Below are 16,401 nucleotides of genomic sequence, written 5' to 3'. Positions count from 1 at the left end.
GTGAGCATCGCCACTCGCCGGAAGGTTTCCTCCCGCACACCCGGGGTTCATCCCGGGTACCCGCGGGCCGGGGCGGGTCACCCGTGCGGGCCGGGCAGCCGTTCCCCGCCGCCCGGACACCCCGCGGAGCACGCACTTCGCGTACGAACACGGCCGGAGTCCGGACCGCGCCGGAGGCCGACCGGCTCGCCGCACCCCCCGGGCGCTCCCGCCGCTCGCGTGAGACCATGGCCACTAACAGCGGTCCATCACGCCGTGCTGATACGTAACTTACGGTTCCGTAGGTACCATGCGCCCATGACTGCGTCCGTCCCCGACGCGCCCACGGACTCGCCGGCCGACGGCCGCGGTCCCGATGCGCTCTCCCCGTCGCATCCGGTCAAGCCCAAACTGCGCGGCTGGCTGCACCTCGGCATGTTTCCGGCCGTTCTCGTCTCGGGCCTGGTGCTCACGGCCCTCGCGGACTCCACCCGCGGCCGTATCGCCTGCGGGATCTACGTCCTGACGGCCTGCCTGCTGTTCGGCGTGAGCGCGCTGTACCACCGGGGCAACTGGAGCCCCCGCATGGACGGCGTCCTGCGCAGGCTCGACCACGCCAACATCTTCCTGATCATCGCGGGCACCTACACCCCGCTGACCATGCTGCTGCTGCCGAGCGCCAAGGGGCAGTGGCTCCTGTGGGGGATCTGGGCCGCCGCGGCCGCCGGCATCGTCTTCCGGGTGTTCTGGGTCGGCGCACCGCGCTGGCTCTACACCCCCTGCTACATCGCCATGGGCTGGGCGGCCGTCTTCTTCCTCCCGGACTTCATGCGCGCGGGCGGGATCGCGGTCCTCGTCCTCGTCATCGTCGGCGGCCTGCTCTACAGCGCGGGCGGGGTCATCTACGGCATCAAGCGGCCGAACCCGTCACCGCGCTGGTTCGGCTTCCACGAGGTCTTCCACTCCTTCACCCTCGCGGCGTTCGTCGTGCACTACGTCGGCATCTCGCTGGTGGCCTACCAGCACGGATAGCCCCCGAGACCTCCCTGCACCGAAGGGCCGCGGCTTTCGAGCCGCGGCCCTTCGTCGTACCCGGACACGGCTTCCGGACCACCCCGGGGCGGCCTCCGACCCTGAGCCGTATTGACAGGAACCACTTTTTGAGAGCTACTCTCATTTCATGGTGACTCTCACGGATGACGGCGCCGCAGGGCGCGACCCCCGCCGCTGGTGGGCCCTCGGGGCCCTGGTCGCGAGCCTGCTCGTGCTCGGTTTCGACCTGACGATCCTCAATGTGGCGCTGCCGACGATGGCCCGGGACCTGGGCGCCTCCACGGGCGAGCAGCAATGGATGGCGGACGCGTACGTCGTCGTCTTCGCCGCGCTGATGCTCCCGGCGGGCCTGCTCGGCGACCGCTTCGGGCGGCGCCGCATGCTCATCACCGGTCTCGGCGTCTTCCTCGCCGGATCCCTGGTCGGCACCCTCGTCGACGACGTCGCCTGGGTGATCGTCGCCCGTGCGCTGATGGGGATCGGCGGCGCGCTCGTGATGCCGCTCGCCCTGGCCGTGCTGCCCTCGCTGTTCGGACCGGACGAGCGGACCAAGGCGGTCGGCGCGGTCTCGGCCGCCTCCGCGCTGGGGCTGCCGCTCGGCCCGATCGTCGGCGGCTGGCTGCTCGACCACTTCTGGTGGGGCTCGGTCTTCGTGATCAACGTGCCGATGGCGGCCATCGGCATCACGGCCTGCCTCTTCCTGCTCCCCGAGACCCGCGATCCCTCCTCCCCCAAGGTCGACACCGTGTCCACCGTCCTCACCGCGGCCGGGCTCAGCATCCTGATCTACGCGATCATCGAGGCCCCGCACCGCGGCTGGGGCGACCCACTGGTCCTCGGCCTGCTCGGCGCCGCGCTCGTCCTGGTCGCGCTGCTCGTGCTGCGCGAGCGCCGCAGTGTCCGCCCGATGCTCGACCTCTCCCTGCTCGCCCAGCGCGGTTTCCTCCTCAACACGCTGGCCGCGACGCTGGTCATGTTCGTGCTGTCGGGCCTGATGTTCGTGCTGCCGCAGTACCTCCAGGCGGTGCTCGGGCACGACGCGTTCGGCACGGGTGTACGGATGCTGCCGATGATGGGCGGACTGCTGATCGCGTCCCGCGCCGCGGGCCCGGTACTGGCGCGGTTCGGGCCACGCGCCGTGATCAGCGCGGGTCTCGTCGTCCTCGCCTTCGCCGCGATCCTCGGCAGCCGTACCTCCGTCGACGACGGATACGGCTTCACCGCCCTGTGGTTGTCCGTGGCCGGACTCGGCTTCGGTTTCGCCGTGGTGCCCGCGATGTCCGCCGCCATCGGCGCGCTCCCCCGCGACCGGGCCGGCAGCGGCTCCGGGCTGCTGATGACGGTGCGCCAGGTGGGCAGCGCGACCGGCATCGCCCTGCTCGGCTCGCTCCTCGCGAGCGCCTACACCGACCGCCTCGACACCTCCGCCCTGCCGCGCGCCGCCGCCGACGCCGCCGGCGACTCCGTGGTCGGCGCCCATGTGGTCGCCGGCCGGCTCGGCGACCACGCGCTGGCCGCCTCCGCGGACGCCGCGTACATCCACGGCATGGACCTGGTCCTGCTGGTCAGCGGTGTCGCCGCGCTGGTGACCGCCCTGCTGGCCGCGGCACTGCTGCGCAATCCCGAACCGGCGTCCGGCACCGCCCCCGAGCCGCACACCGGCATGGCCCCGGCACCCGCCGATGCCGGACAATGAACACCATGGCCGCCACCGCACACAGTTCCGCCTCCGCCGCGGGGCCCCGGCCCGGGCTCCGCGAGCGGAAGAAGATGAAGACCCGGACCGCGATCCGCGACGCGACGTACCGGCTGATCCAGCAGCAGGGGTACGACGCGACCACCATCGAACAGATCGCGGAGGCGGCCGAGGTCTCCCCGTCCACGGTGTTCCGCTACTTCCCGACCAAGGAGGACATCGTCCTCACCGACGAGTACGACCCGATGCTCGAGGAGGAACTCCGCGCGCGCCCCGCGGACGAGCCGTGGTTCGACTCCCTGCGGTACGTGCTGCGCAAGGCCATCTCCCTGGGCGACAACGAGGGGCCGGAGGTGACCCGGCTGCGCACCCGGCTGATGGTGGAGGTGCCCGCCGTGCGCTCCCGGATGATGGAGAGCATGTCGGTCACCGGCCGGCTGCTGTGCCGGGCCATCGGCGAGCGCACCGGCCTCGACCCGGAGGGTCTGGAGGTGCGGGTCTTCGCGATGTCGTTGATCGGCGGCCTGATGGAGACCTCCCTGTACTGGGCCGAGGGTGGCCACCGCGAGGACTTCGCCGAGGTCGTGGACCGGGCGGTGGACGTCCTGGAGCACGGTCTGGGCGGCGCCGCCGGCAAGGCCGCGGGCGCGGAAACCCCCAGGCCCCAGGGGCACCCCGCATGACATGCTGACGGGGTGAACGGACCGGAGATCGACGTCGAATTCGCCCCCGAACTGGGGATGTTCGTCCCGCACGCGCGACGCACGGGCGCCACCGCCGTGGGCACCGACGGATCCTCCACGCTCGGCCATGTCGTCGAGTCGATGGGCGTCCCGCTGACCGAGGTGGGAGCCCTGGTCGTGGACGGGCGACCGGTGTCCTTCTCGCACATCCCGGCGGCCGGCGAATCGGTCCGGGTGCGGGCGGTCGAGCGCCCACAGCGGGTGCCCGGCGCCCCGCTCCGCTTCCTCCTCGACGTGCACCTCGGCACGCTCGCCCGCCGGCTGCGGCTGCTGGGCGTCGATGCGGCGTACGAGTCCACGGACATCGGCGACCCGGCACTCGCCGCCCGGTCCGCGGCCGAGCGACGCGTCATGCTCAGCCGCGACCGCGGCCTGCTGCGCCGCCGTGAGCTGTGGGCGGGCGCCTACGTCTACAGCACCCGGCCCGACGACCAACTCCGCGACGTACTGGGCCGGTTCGCCCCGGAGTTGAGGCCGTGGACGCGCTGCACCGCGTGCAACGGCCTGCTCGCCGAGGCCACCAAGGAGCAGGTCGCCGACCAGTTGGAGGGCGGCACCCAGCGGTCGTACGACGTCTTCGCGCAGTGCGGAGAATGCGGGCGCGCCTACTGGAAGGGCGCGCACCACGACCGTCTGGAGGCCATCGTGGTGCGCGCCCTGGCGGAGTTCGGGAGCCGCTGAGGCCGCGACTCCCGGAGATCTAACGCCTCACCAGATCCCGTGCCCCGCAGGCGAGTCCGTCCCTGCTGGGGTCGAGCCCGAGCGGATCGTCCTTGCCGTTGACCTTCAACCGTCCGTAGTCGTTCTTCTTCAGCCAGGCACAGCGGGAGGCCGTGGTCCTCCTCACGCCGTCCGGGAAGACCGTCGGCACACAGACACCGACGCCGCCGTAGTGGCGGTCGCAGCCGGAGACGGTGGTGCCGACCTTCTGCGAACTCCGCTTCCGGCCCGGCTCGGCGACCTTGCCCTCCAGGGAGTCGGCGAAGGAGTGGACGTGCGCCGAGGCGGTGTCCGCCGCGAGCGCGGACGGTCCCTGGAGGTGCACCCACTTGGCGACGGAGGGCACTCCGTTGGCATCGACGGCGAAGAGCATGTACCAGCCGGGCGGCGCCAGATCGGGATTGCTCGTCACGTTCAGGTCGACGTTGTCGCCGTCGACGGACAGCGGCAGGTCCACGAATCGCTGGTTGGGGTCCGAGGAGTGGGTCACCGCGGCCGGGCGGATCAGCTCGGCCTTGACGATGGGCCGGTCGACGGTGATGCGCTGCGTGTCGCCGTACACCCACTCGCTGTCGATCACCGAGGTGATCGTGGGACGGGTTCCCTTGAGGAGATAGGGCGGGGTGTAGATCGACACGTTGTGGTTCCAGGTGCCGTTGCCCGGGTTGTCGCCGGTGGCCATCACCCGGCCGTCGGGCAGCAGGAACGCGGACGAGTGGTAGCCGCGGGCCTCCGGGTCGGCGGCCACCGGGTCGAAGGCCGAGGTCGCCGGGTCGAAGATCGACGCCTCGAAGACGGGGTCGGCGCGGTTGTGCAGACCTCCGCCGGTCTCCAGGACCTTCCCGTCGGGCAGCAGGACGGCGGAGACGTACATCTTGCCCTGGTCGCCGGTCTGGGCGACCTTGCCGTCGCCCAGGTCCACCGTGCCCTGCGGGATCGGCGGACCGGCGGTGTAGACGGGATCGGCGGCCTTGAGGTCGATGATGTCGGTGAGCCGGCCCGCGTCCGGGTTGGAGTCGATGTTGCCGCCGCCGAGCGTCAGGACCTTCTGGTCCTGGGCCGGGGGCAGCAGCACGCTCGCGGACTGGTCACGCTCGTCCTTGTTCCGGAGCCCCGGGACGGCGGTCGTGGTGTTGGCGTCGTAGTCGTAGATCGCGGAGCCCGTGCCCGGGGTGCCGTTGCCGAAGACATGGCTGCCCGAGTAGAAGAGCCGGCCGTCCTGCATCAGGATCATCGACGGGTACAGGCCCCAGTACGACCAGGTCTGGTTGACCTGCCACAGCGGCAGCCACTTCTGCTCGGCCGCCGACCAGCGCTCGGCGGTCACCGAGCCGGTGGAGTCCTCGCGCAGTCCGCCGAAGGAGATGATGTCGCCGTTGCCGAGCTCGGTGGCCGACGGATACCAGTGGCCGTCGTTCATGTCGTTGGTCCTGCTGTACGTCTCGGTGTCCGGGTCGAAGACGTACGAGTCCTTGTAGCCCTCGTAGCCGTGGCCGCCCGCGACCGGGAACGCCTTGTTGCCGCTCATGACCAGGACCCGCCCGTCGGACAGCTGGACGTGCCCGGCGCAGAACATGTCCTTCGGCGTGGGGATCACCTTGTACGTGCCGTTCGCCGGGTCGTAGACCGCGCTGGTGAACGTGCCCGCCTCGAAGTTCTCCTCGCTGTTGCCGGACCCCGCGATCAGCAGCACCTTGCCGTTCTTGAGGACGACGGAGTGCATGGACCGCACCGGGTTCTGGGTGGGCAGCACCGTCCACCTGCCGTCGGCGCACTCCTTCGCCGTGCCGGTGCACTCGGCGGGCGGGACCGGGTCGGAGACCTGTTCCATCGTGTAGTCGTCGGTGGTCGCCGAACCCGTGCCGTACACCGAGACACCCCAGGTGATGCGGTCGGTCCCGGCCGGGACCGCGGGCGTGCGGACCGTCGCCCGGGTCCAGTCGGCCGCCATGTCCAGGGTCTTGAGGTCGGTCCAGTACTGCCAGCCCGCCGTCGTGTCGTGCCGGAAGAGCGTGATCGCGGCGTCGGGGGTGGTGGTCCTGTACCAGAGCCCCAGGTCGTACTGCTTGCCCACGCCGACCACCGGGGCGCAGTCGGTGGACTCGGTGATCAGCGCCTTGCGGTCGCCGTCGGCCCGGCGGGTCAGTGTGACCTTCATGGCCTTGGTCCCGGAGTGGGAGTCGGCGACGGTGGCGAACGTGAAGTCGTTGTCGCCCCAGCCGGACTTCTCCCAGCAGTGGGGCATGCCGTCGGTGCCGGCGGTCTCGAACCCCGGGTTCGTGACGAGGTTGGCGGCGGAGGCGGGCTGCGGCGCCACGAGCAGCAGTCCGGCGGCGAGGCCCGCCACGGCCAGCAGCGAGGTGGTCCGGCTCGGTCGCCTGCGGAATCCGGTTCTGCTCACGCGCTTCTCCTCGCTGTGCGGCTCCGGTCCGCCGACGTGCCACGCCGGCGGGGCAGATAGATCAGCGCCTCGGTCCCCACGAAGCGCAGGACGAACGTCGTCACCAGGGCCAGTGCGGTGGCACTGAGCGCGCCCATCCCGAAGCGGTCGACGAACAGCGCGATCAGCGGGATCCGCAGCACCAGGTCGGCATTGGCGAGCAGCGCGAACCGGCCGACGCGGTCCCACCAGTGCCGGTGCCCGCGCCGCTCGCGGAACAGCAGGTGCTCGATGAGCAGGAAGTTCCAGGCGACCCCGAGCTGGTTGGCGAGGATCTCCGCCGGTACGTAGTGCATTCCGGCGGCGGTGAGGGCGTACAGGCCGAGCAGGTTCGGCACGAAGCCGGTGGCGCCGATCAGCCCGAAGACGATCATGCGGGCGACGGGTGAGGCGGTGCGCAGTCCGACGAGGTGGCGCAGGAAGCGGAAGCCCTCCTGCGCGGTCGACTTGGACTCGCCCGCGTACCGGTCCTGGAAGACGAAGGGCACCTCGGTGACCTGCCGAGGGCGGCTGCGGACGGCGAGTTCGAGCAGGATCTTGTAGCCGAGCGGCTGGAGGACGTCGGCGGTGACGACGCTGCGGCGGATCGCGAAGAAGCCGCTCATCGGGTCGCTGATGCCGCTCAGTCGGCGCGGGAAGAGCGACTTGGTCAGCCAGGTCGCGCCGCGCGAGACGGCGACGCGGTAGCCGCCCGCGAGGCCCGCGCGGCTGCCGCCCTCGATGTACCGGCTGGCGACGACGAGCCCCGCGCCGGAGCGTTCGCCGCGGGCCACCAGTTCCGGCACCAGGGACGGCGGATGCTGGAGGTCGCCGTCCATTACGACGATCCAGTCCGAGGTGGCCGCCTTCAGTCCCTCGACGACCGCGCCGCCGAGCCCGCCCACGGGTTCGTCGCGGTGCAGCACGGTGACGGGGAACGGGCAGTCCTGCGCCGCCCGGGAGATGACGTCCGGGGTGTCGTCGGTCGAGTCGTCCACGAAGACGACCTCGCAGGGCAGCCGCGCGGGCACCGCGTCGGTGATGCGGCGCAGCAACTCCCGTATGTTCGCCGACTCGTTGAACGTCGGTACGACGATGGTGACGGCGCCCGGCTCGGGGATCTCGGCCGGGTGTACCGCCGGATCCCCCAGCTCGTCCGGGACGGTGCTCTCGAAGCCGCTCATCGACTGCCTCCGGACGTCGCCGTGGTGGTGGTGTCGTTGATGTGCCTGATCTCGATGCGGTCCTCGCCCCGGCCGAAGGTCGCGACGGGTGTCGAGTGCTCGATGGCGGCCTTCACGGTGGGCAGGTCGACGGCGTCGCGCCGGACCGTCGGGGAGGCGACGACGTAGTCGAGGTCGCGCCAGCCGCGCGGCATCGTCCTGGTGACCGCCGGGTCGAGGTCGGCCTTGTAGAACCAGATGACGCCGAGGCCGGGCCGGTAGCCCTGGTGCACGAGGTCGAGCCAGAGGGCGTCGTCGACGAGGACCCGGGTGTCCCGCGGGTCCTTCACCTCGGTCCGCAGCCAGGCGGACGCGGCCCGGTACGGGGCGTTCGCGTCCGTGGTCACGGCGGTGCGGTCCCCGTCGTACCAGTCGGGCACGACATAGGCCCCGGCGGCCACCACGAGCACCGCCGCCAGGCCGCGGCGTCCCCAGGTGACGTACGTCTTCTCGGCGGTGCCCCGCCACCGTCGCAGTACCGCGTGGGAGACGCTCGCGGCGCCGCCGGCCAGGACCAGGGCGAGGAACGGCAGGGCCTGGATGACGTACATGGCGGGCAGGTAGCCGCTGGGGCGCATCGCCACCAGCGCGAGGATCGCGACGGTGAGGGCGGGTCCGGCGAGGGCGCGCGCGGTGACCGACCAGCGCCAGGTGACTAGGAGCAGCACGGCGCCGGCGAGCCCGCCGAGGGGCAGGACGCGGTCGTAGTACAGCCAGGAGTGCAGGACCCCGTACGAGCCGCTGCCGGGGTCGAGGACGAAGCCCGAGCCGGGGCGGCTCATCTGGTACGTGATGCCGTCCCAGAGGGAGACGTGCCCGGAGCCGGGAAACAACTCGCCCTTGAGCAGGGCGAAGAGCGGGTACGCGAGGCCGATCAGCACGCAGGCGGTGACGGCCCCGGTGAGCGCGAACTTGCGGGTGTCGCGGTGGCTGTGGCGCCACATGGTGACGAACAGCGCGGGCAGGACGACGAGCATCGTCTCCTTGGTGAGCACGGCGGCCGCGGCCGCGATGCCCGCCCCGAAGTGGTGCCACAGATGGCGGCTCGGGGACGCGGCCAGGCAGAACGCGAGGAGCGTCCACATCACCGCGATGTTGTCGAGGAAGATCTCGCGCTGGAGCACGACCGACAGCGGGGACAGCCCGAAGAGCACCATCGCGAGGCCGGCCGCCCACGTCGGCAGCGAGAGGCGGCGGGCGAGCACGTACACGAGGACCGCGCTCACGGCGCTGATCAGCAGCATCGCCGTGCGCATCGAGCCGACGGTCATCGAGGAGGGGCTGAGGTGCGCGGGGATCCAGGTCAGCAGGGCGATCTGGATCCAGCCGAGCGGCGGGTGGTCGTACCAGTACGTGTAGTGGGCCAGGCCCTTGCCCTGCTGGACGGCCCAGGCCTGGGCGAGGTAGGTGCCCTCGTCGTCGCTGAGGGTGGGGTGGTCGGCGATGTTCCAGCCCTGGACGACGAGGATCGCCGCGAGCAGCACCCCGCACAGGACGAGATCCGGGCGTGAGCTGCGAAAGCGTACGGACGGGCGGGTGTCGGGGACGTTTTCGGGCGCAGGCGGCCGCTGCGCGGGGACCGTGGGTGTGGTCGCCGCGGGAAGGGTGGAGGTCACGCGGGAACGTCCTCTCGGATCGCTTCGGTGAGGTGCGCGCCGACATGACTGGTCAGCTCCCAGTCGTTGCGGCCCCGTTGCTCGCGCCAGACGGCGCGTACGGCGGCGCCCGCCAGCAGCACCTGGTAGAAGGGGCCGCCGACGATCAGCTTCAGGTAGTGGACGAAGCGGACCCGCAGCCCGTACTGCTTGCCGAAGTCGTGCAGTCCGACCAGTTCGAAGACGAACGTGACCAGGGCGGTCACCGCCGGCAGGAAGGTGACGAAGGCGATGCCGACCGGCACGTCGAGGAAGAGCGCGATGGCCACGTTGAGCGGGATGATCACGCCGGAGACGGCCTGGAGATAGGGCGTCATCAGCGTGTAGCGGGCGAGCAGGCGCTGCCCGAGACCGGGAAGCTGTTTCCAGTCCCTCTTCCGGTAGACCTGGAGGAAGCCCTGGTTCCACCGGGTGCGCTGCTTCAACAGGGACATCAGCGAGCCCGGGGTCTCCTCCTTGGTCACCATGTCGGAGTCGTAGGCGACGACGACCTTCTTGCCGACGCTGGAGAGGCGTACACCGAGGTCGCAGTCCTCGGCGAGGCAGTCGGGGTCCCAGCCGTCGGCCTCCCGCAGGACGTCCGTGCGGACGAAGACGGTGTTGCCGCCGAGCGGGATGAATCCTTTCTGCGCGTGCAGATGGAGCCGCGAGCGGAACCAGAAGAAGTACTCCAGGCAGTTGCGCAGGCTGTACCAGCTGGAGTGGAAGTTGATGAGCTGGACGCCGCCCTGGACGACGTCCGCGCCGGTGGTGCGGAAGGCGTGGTCGACGTGGGCGAGCAGCTCCGGATGGACCTGGTCCTCGGCGTCGAAGACCCCGACCACGTCGCCCCGGCAGTGCGGCAGGGCCGTGTTCATGGCCTTCGGCTTGTTCTTCTTCTCGTGGTGGTCGACGACCACGCGCACCCGCGGGTCGCGCGCCTCGGCGGCGCGGGCCACCGCGGTGGTCTCGGGGTCGTCGTGTCCTACGATCACGATGATCTCGAAGTCGGTGTGGCCGGATTCGAGCAGCCGCTGGACGGTGTGGTCCAGCACGGCCTGCTCGTGGCGCGCGGGCAGCAGCAGCGAGAAGGACAGGCCCTCCCCGCCGTCCGGGCTGCTGAAGCGGGTGGAGGCCAGCACCTCGGGCGTACGCCACGCGTGCATCTGCCACCACAGGGTGAAGGCGGCCATCCAGAAGAGCACCAGTGAAATGGCAGCAATGAAGACAGATGTGAGCAAAAGATCCCCCCAGATCCCCTGTAACCCCCGGTCGCGACAGTGAGTGACATCTGTCGCGTCCCGGTCAGACACTATGGGGGATCTGTGAAGCGCACGGGATCTTCCGGTGAAGAGCGTGTTTCGTCACACTCGGTCGACTAACTGAACAATCGGAACACTGGTGACGTTTGGGCGAGTTGGGGATCAGACCTTTCGGCCGCTCAGGGCCGCTTCGAGCCGATCGGGGTCGGTCGTCGGGACGTCGCAGGCGAAGTTACGGCAGACGTACGCGGCGGGCCGCCCGTCGACCAGAAGTCGGCCGGAAAGCAACGGTAGTTCGTCACTGTCCGCCACCCCCGCGGCGACGACGGCTCCCGGCGCCGTGCCCAGGAGCGCCGTACGGTGCAGCGCCCTGGTCGCCGGATCGCCGTCCGGTCCCACGACCGCGACCTCCCGCGGTCCGTCGAGGAGCGCCTCGGCCACCGCGAGACCCCATCCGATGAAGCGCGGCGCGCGCGGCCCCAGCGCCTTCACCACTCCCAACGCCCGCTCGGCGGCGGTGCGATGGGGCTCGGCACCGGTCTGCGCGGCATAGCTCAGCAGCGCCCCGGCCGCGGCACTCCACCCCGAGGGCGTGGCGTTGTCGGTGGGGTCCTGCGGCCGGCGGATCAGCTCCTCGGCGTCGGCTGCCGTGTCGAACAGGGCGCCCGACTCGGCGTCCGTGAACTGCGTGAGCACATGGTCGAGCAGGAAGCCCGCGAACTCCAGCCAGACCCCCTCCCCGGTGACGGACGCCAGCGCCAGGAAACCCTCGGCGACATCCGCGTAGTCCTCCAGCACACCGGCGTTGGCCCCGACGTGACCGTCCCTGCTGGTACGGGCCAGTCGCGCGTGGTCGTCCATGTGCAGCCGCACCAGGAGGTCGGCCGCGCCGATCGCGGCGTCCACGAGGTCGGGGCGGTCGAAGTAGGCGCCGGTCTCCGCCAGTGCGGCGACCGCGAGGCCGTTCCACGCGGCGACCACCTTGTCGTCCCGGCCCGGGGCGGGACGACCGGCGCGCGCGGCGAACAGCCGCTGCTGCACGGAGGCGATCCGGTCGGCGTCGACGACGCCCTCGTGCTGGGGCAGCCGCAGCACGGAGGCACCCTCCTCGAAGGTGCCCTCCTCCGTCACCCCGAAGTGCTGGGCGGCGAGTTCGGCGTCCTCGCCGAGGACCTCGCGCAGCTGCTCCGGGGTCCACACGTAGTACGCGCCCTCGACGTGGCGGCCCGTCCCGTCGTCGCTGTCGGCGTCCAAGGCGGAGGCGAACCCGCCCTCCTCGGTGCGCAGTTCACGCACCATGAAGTCCGCGGTCTCCAGGGCGACGCGGCGCGCGAGCTCGGAGCCGGTGACACGCCACAGATGGGCGTAGACCCGGCACAGCAGCGCGTTGTCGTACAGCATCTTCTCGAAGTGCGGCACGATCCACTCACGGTCGACGGAGTACCGGGCGAACCCCCCGCCCAGCTGGTCGTAGATGCCGCCGCGCGCCATGCGTTCACAGGTGTCCACGGCCATCTGGAGCGCGCCCTCGGAGCCGGTCCGCGCGTGGTGCCGCAGCAGGAACTCGATCACCATGGACGGCGGGAACTTCGGTGCCCCTCCGAATCCGCCACGCGCCGTGTCGTAGTCCCGGGTGAGCCCGAGGAGCGCGCCGGCCAGCTCCTCCTCGCCGGGCACCCGGCCGTCGCCGAAGCTCATCTCGCGCCCGGCCAGATCCCGCACGATCTTCCCCGCGACCTCGGCGACCTCGTCGCGCCGGTCGGTCCAGGCGCTGGTGACACCCTCCAGGATCTGCGGGAAGGACGGCATGCCGTGGCGCGGCGCGGGCGGGAAGTAGGTGCCGAAGTAGAACGGCTCGGCGTCCGGTGTGAGGAACACGGTCATGGGCCAGCCGCCCTGCCCGGTCGCCGCCTGCACGGCCTCCATGTAGACGGCGTCGACGTCCGGCCGCTCCTCGCGGTCGACCTTGACGCTCACGAAGTGCTCGTTCAGGTACGCGGCGGTCGCGTCGTCCTCGAAGGACTCGTGCGCCATGACATGGCACCAGTGACAGCTGCTGTAGCCGACGCTCAGCAGCACCGGCACGTTCCGTCTGCGGGCCTCGTCGAAGGCCTCGGTGGACCACGGCCACCAGTCGACGGGGTTGTCGGCGTGCTGGAGCAGATACGGGGACGTCTCATGGGCCAGTCGGTTCACACTCCCACTCTCCCACGGTGTCCCGGGCGGCGGAGAAGCACGCGGGTGCCGGGCGCGCCCCCGTGGGTGAGCCGTCCGCGCCGGGCCCCTGAGGCCCGTCCGGCGTGGAGGAACAGAGCGGGCACTGCGCGAATGATCGACGGTCCTCTGTCCTTCACGTCCCGCACGAAGGACACTCGTAGGCCAAGGAGTTGCTGCCGGAGGGGGACGTGACATGCGGGACAGCCATCGGGCGGAGGCCGAGCGGCTGTTGGCCCGGGCCGTCGAGGAAGAGGTGCGGCGCTCGGGCGGGCGCGTCGACGGAGGCGTGCTGCTGTCGCGGGCACGGGCCGCGCTCGACGCGATGGGACAGACGGCCACCGAGGAGTACGGAGCGTACACACGCGCACTCGACGAGGCCGAGGCAGGACAGCTGACGTTCGGGCAGCGCTACGCACGGGAGCGCGCCGGCACGTCCTTACTGGTCACAGCCGTGGCGGCGGCTGCCGCCGTCGTCGCGGACCTGGCGTTCGGCACCGGCGCGGGCACGGCGGTCGGCGCGGGCGCCACCGTCGCCGTGGCGGGTGCGGCGGCCACCGTGCTCAAGGTGACCGCCTCGCACGTGCCGGCCGCCAGCCGTCGGGCCGGCGCGCTCGGGCAGCCCGGTGGCGCCGAGCAGCTGCGCCTGCAGTGGCTGACCGCCCTGGAGGTCCGGGGCATCCGCCCCTTCCTCGACCAGCAGCGCGTGCTCAGCGCCTCCACGGGCGCCAAGCAGGGTGCGCCCCAGCTGCGCCGCACCGACAAGAGCGCGGCCGCCCGGCGACGCAATGTCCTGGAGCAGTCCTTCGGCCAACTCCCCAAGCCGGAGGGCCCGTTCGCGGGCCGGCGGACGGAGTTGTCGCGGATCGCGCAGTGGGTGCAAGCGGCACGGGCGAGCACCGAGACCCGGCCGACGGTCGTCGTGCTGCACGGAGCGCCCGGCTCCGGCCGCAGCACCCTCGCCGTCCGGGCGGCGCACGACCTCAGGGACCAGTTCCGCGGCGCGTGCGTGGTGGACCTGCGGGGCGACAGCCCGGACGACCCGCCGCTGACCACCCGGGACGCCCTGCTGCACCTCCTCAACCGGCTCGGCGCGCCCCGCGAACAGCTCCTCTTCCGCGAACGCGCCTCACAGGACCAGCAGGTCAGGCGGCTGAGCGAGCTCTACCACCAGCATCTGACGGACCTGCCCGTGACGATCGTGCTGGACGACGCCAGCGACGCCGGACAGGTGCGCACCCTGATCCCCGAGCGCTCCGACAGCCTGGTCCTGGTCACCTCCCGCAAACCGCTCGACCTGTCCGCCGACCTCACCGCGTGGGTGCACCAGCTCCCCGTCGAGGCACTGGACGCGGCGGGCGGCGAGGAACTGCTGAACGCGGCGGCACAGGACGCCTCGGGCCCGTACGACGCCGAATCCAGCGACCGGGTGCGGGAGTTGTGCGGCGGGCTGCCGCTCGCCCTGCGCATCGCGGGCTCCTGCCTCGGCCCGCGCACCCCGCGCCGGCTGGCCACCGACCTGGAGGCGTACGGCCCGGTGGAACCCGTCGAGCGGGTGCTGTGGCTGCGCTACACCGACCAGTCGGACATGGCCCGCCGGCTGCTGCGCCGGCTGGCCCTGGCCGGCCGCGCCTCCCTGGGCGCCGCGGCGGCGGCCTCCCTGCTGGCGACGGACGAACCGGAGGCGACCCGCCATCTCACCGCGCTCTCGCAGGCGGGGCTGATCGACCACGTGCGCGGCAGCCGCTACCGCCTGCACGACCTGGTCCGCTCCTTCGCCGCGGCCCGGCTGATGGACGAGGAGGAGCCCTCCGAGCGCACGGCGGCCCAGGAACGCCTGATCGTGAACTACGCGGAACTCGCCGACTCGGTGATCCGCCTCGTCGACGGCAAGACGTCCACCCGTGCGGACCAGTTCGGCCCGCACGGCTTCACCTCGCTCGACGCGGCGCTGCGCTGGCTGGACGACGAGTCGAGCTTCATCACGGCGGCGCTGCGGCACGCCGAGGGCGTCAACCAGGCGGCGGTGCTCAATCTGCTCGGCGCCCTGTGCGACTACTGCCTGCTGCGCGGCGACCTCTACCGGCTGGGCGAGATCAGCGAGCTGACCCAGGCCGTCGACCAGGGACTGCTGGTCCGCTCGGTCCAGTGGCGCACCGGCATCGCCGCCCGTCAGCTGGGCGAACTGGACAAGGCGCGCACGACGCTGGCCTCCGTCGTGGACCTCTACTTCGAGGCGCACCACGACGCGGGCGCGGCCCGGGCACTGTGCTCCCTCGGCATCACCCTGCACCACCAGGGCAACCTCACCGAGGCGGCGGCCAAGCTCCAGGAGGCGATGGACCTCCAGGCCTCCCCCGACCTGGCGGCCGACCGGGCCTGGACGATGCACGCGCTCGCCGCGGTGGAGCGGGACCGCTCCCGGCTCGCCCAGGCGCTCGACCTGCTGACCCAGGCTCTCGTGCTGCACCGTGAGAGCGAATCCGTGCACGGCGAGGCGTGGACCCACTTCCACCTCGGCCAGCTGGGCCTGCGCATGGGCGACGTGCCACGCGCCGACCGCGAGCTGCGCGAGGCCCTGGACCTGTACGGCCGCACCCGCGACCCCCGTGGGGAGGCCTGGGCCCTCACCCAGCTGGCCCGCGCCCGGCTCGTCGAGGGTGACCCGTCCTCCGCGGTCGACGGCCTGCGCCAGGCCGCGTCCCGCCACCGCGAGAACGAGGACGCGCGCGGCGAGGCCTGGACCGTCTACTACCTGGGCCAGGCCCTGGAGGAGACCGGCAACCTGAACCAGGCGGTCCGGGAGCTGGAGCGCTCCCGCACGATGTTCTCCCGCATGCGGGACGTGTACGGGCTCGCGTGCGCCCGGCACCACTCGGCCCGGGTCACCCGCGACCAGCGCGCCGCCCAGACCGGCTCCCTGCGCAACTCCGGCTTCGCCCGCCAGCTCCTCGTCGATGCCCGCGCGGACTTCCAGCGCGTCGGGGTCGCCCACGGCGAGGCGTGGACCTGCCTGGAGCTCGCGGTCGTCGACGCGGGGAACGCGCGCACCCAGCAGGCCCTGACCCTGTGCGACGAGGCCGTGGACCTCTTCACCTCGTACGGGGACCGGCGGGGCGGGGACTGGGCCCGCTTCCTGCGCTGCACCCTGCTCCCGTACGCGGCCCCGGGGGGCTACGAGGTGGGCGCCGCCGTCGCCGAGGAGGAGCTCGCCCAGCTGTCCCGGGCCGGCCACACCTCCCGCGACGGAAAGCTGGACGACTGCATCGAGGCGTACCGGCTGCTGCTGGAACGCGGGGTCGACCTGGACGCCGGCTGGCAGGCCTGGCGCCTGGGCCTGGTCCCGGGCCGCCACGCCCGGGACGTGATGGGTGTGGCGGTGCCGTCGGCCCGGTAGGGCGGTGGTGGCGTTCGTGGGTTCACCCGGGGGAACGGCCCGGCGGGTGCGCACTCCGGCC

General features: G+C 71.8%; 10 protein-coding genes. 5 read left to right on the top strand and 5 right to left on the bottom strand.

Going from position 1 to position 16,401, the window contains the following annotated elements; all coding sequences use genetic code 11:
- Positions 1-297 precede the first annotated feature (297 nt).
- The 4 genes from trhA to ABEB03_RS32685 all read left to right on the top strand — a co-directional run bounded on the left by trhA (position 298) and on the right by ABEB03_RS32685 (position 4,152).
- Positions 298-1,011 carry a PAQR family membrane homeostasis protein TrhA gene (trhA, locus tag ABEB03_RS32700; RefSeq protein ID WP_345656425.1) on the top strand — a complete coding sequence of 238 codons (714 nt, stop codon included), beginning with the start codon at positions 298-300 and terminating at the stop codon, positions 1,009-1,011.
- Positions 1,012-1,159: 148 nt separating this feature from the next.
- Positions 1,160-2,728 (top strand): MFS transporter, encoded by a 1,569-nt coding sequence (locus ABEB03_RS32695; protein WP_345656424.1) that lies wholly within the window; start codon positions 1,160-1,162, stop codon positions 2,726-2,728.
- Positions 2,725-3,411, top strand: coding sequence for a TetR/AcrR family transcriptional regulator (locus tag ABEB03_RS32690; protein ID WP_425589333.1), 687 nt, complete (start codon positions 2,725-2,727; stop codon positions 3,409-3,411). Before ABEB03_RS32695 ends, ABEB03_RS32690 begins: the two co-directional genes overlap by 4 nt.
- A gap of 12 nt (positions 3,412-3,423) precedes the next feature.
- A complete protein-coding gene (locus ABEB03_RS32685; RefSeq protein WP_345656422.1) occupies positions 3,424-4,152 on the top strand; it encodes a Mut7-C RNAse domain-containing protein in 729 nt (242 codons plus the stop codon).
- Positions 4,153-4,171: 19 nt separating this feature from the next.
- On the opposite strand, the gene ABEB03_RS32680 is transcribed toward ABEB03_RS32685, so the two are convergent.
- The 5 genes from ABEB03_RS32680 to ABEB03_RS32660 form a co-directional block, all read right to left on the bottom strand.
- Positions 4,172-6,436 (bottom strand): galactose oxidase early set domain-containing protein, encoded by a 2,265-nt coding sequence (locus tag ABEB03_RS32680; protein ID WP_345656475.1) that lies wholly within the window; start codon positions 6,434-6,436, stop codon positions 4,172-4,174.
- A 152-nt stretch (positions 6,437-6,588) separates the two neighbouring features.
- Positions 6,589-7,794, bottom strand: coding sequence for a glycosyltransferase family 2 protein (locus ABEB03_RS32675; protein WP_345656421.1), 1,206 nt, complete (start codon positions 7,792-7,794; stop codon positions 6,589-6,591).
- Positions 7,791-9,449, bottom strand: a complete 1,659-nt coding sequence (locus ABEB03_RS32670; protein WP_345656420.1) for an ArnT family glycosyltransferase — start codon at positions 9,447-9,449, stop codon at positions 7,791-7,793. The genes ABEB03_RS32675 and ABEB03_RS32670 overlap by 4 nt, the downstream gene beginning before the upstream one ends.
- The gene (locus tag ABEB03_RS32665) at positions 9,446-10,708 is read right to left on the bottom strand and encodes a glycosyltransferase (protein WP_345656419.1); all 1,263 of its coding nucleotides are present in this window, start codon (positions 10,706-10,708) and stop codon (positions 9,446-9,448) included. Before ABEB03_RS32665 ends, ABEB03_RS32670 begins: the two co-directional genes overlap by 4 nt.
- A 183-nt stretch (positions 10,709-10,891) precedes the next feature.
- On the bottom strand, positions 10,892-12,925 hold the full coding sequence (locus ABEB03_RS32660) for a thioredoxin domain-containing protein (protein ID WP_345656418.1): 2,034 nt from the start codon (positions 12,923-12,925) through the stop codon (positions 10,892-10,894).
- 214 nt (positions 12,926-13,139) lie between these two features.
- Between ABEB03_RS32660 and ABEB03_RS32655 the strand changes: the two genes are divergently transcribed.
- Positions 13,140-16,340, top strand: a complete 3,201-nt coding sequence (locus ABEB03_RS32655; RefSeq protein ID WP_345656417.1) for a tetratricopeptide repeat protein — start codon at positions 13,140-13,142, stop codon at positions 16,338-16,340.
- Positions 16,341-16,401: the final 61 nt, after the last annotated feature.

Source organism: Streptomyces siamensis (genome assembly GCF_039543605.1).
Lineage (GTDB): Bacteria > Actinomycetota > Actinomycetes > Streptomycetales > Streptomycetaceae > Streptomyces > Streptomyces siamensis.
This window is presented reverse-complemented; position numbering and strand designations above follow the sequence as displayed.

What these genes read in the sequence shown, in the direction of transcription:
- trhA (WP_345656425.1), top strand. Translation starts at nt 298, where the DNA reads ATGACTGCGTCCGTCCCCGACGCGCCCACGGACTCGCCGGCCGACGGC.
- ABEB03_RS32695 (WP_345656424.1), top strand. Translation starts at nt 1,160, where the DNA reads ATGGTGACTCTCACGGATGACGGCGCCGCAGGGCGCGACCCCCGCCGC.
- ABEB03_RS32690 (WP_425589333.1), top strand. Translation starts at nt 2,725, where the DNA reads ATGAACACCATGGCCGCCACCGCACACAGTTCCGCCTCCGCCGCGGGG.
- ABEB03_RS32680 (WP_345656475.1), bottom strand. Translation starts at nt 6,436, where the DNA reads ATGCCCCACTGCTGGGAGAAGTCCGGCTGGGGCGACAACGACTTCACG.
- ABEB03_RS32675 (WP_345656421.1), bottom strand. Translation starts at nt 7,794, where the DNA reads ATGAGCGGCTTCGAGAGCACCGTCCCGGACGAGCTGGGGGATCCGGCG.
- ABEB03_RS32655 (WP_345656417.1), top strand. Translation starts at nt 13,140, where the DNA reads ATGCGGGACAGCCATCGGGCGGAGGCCGAGCGGCTGTTGGCCCGGGCC.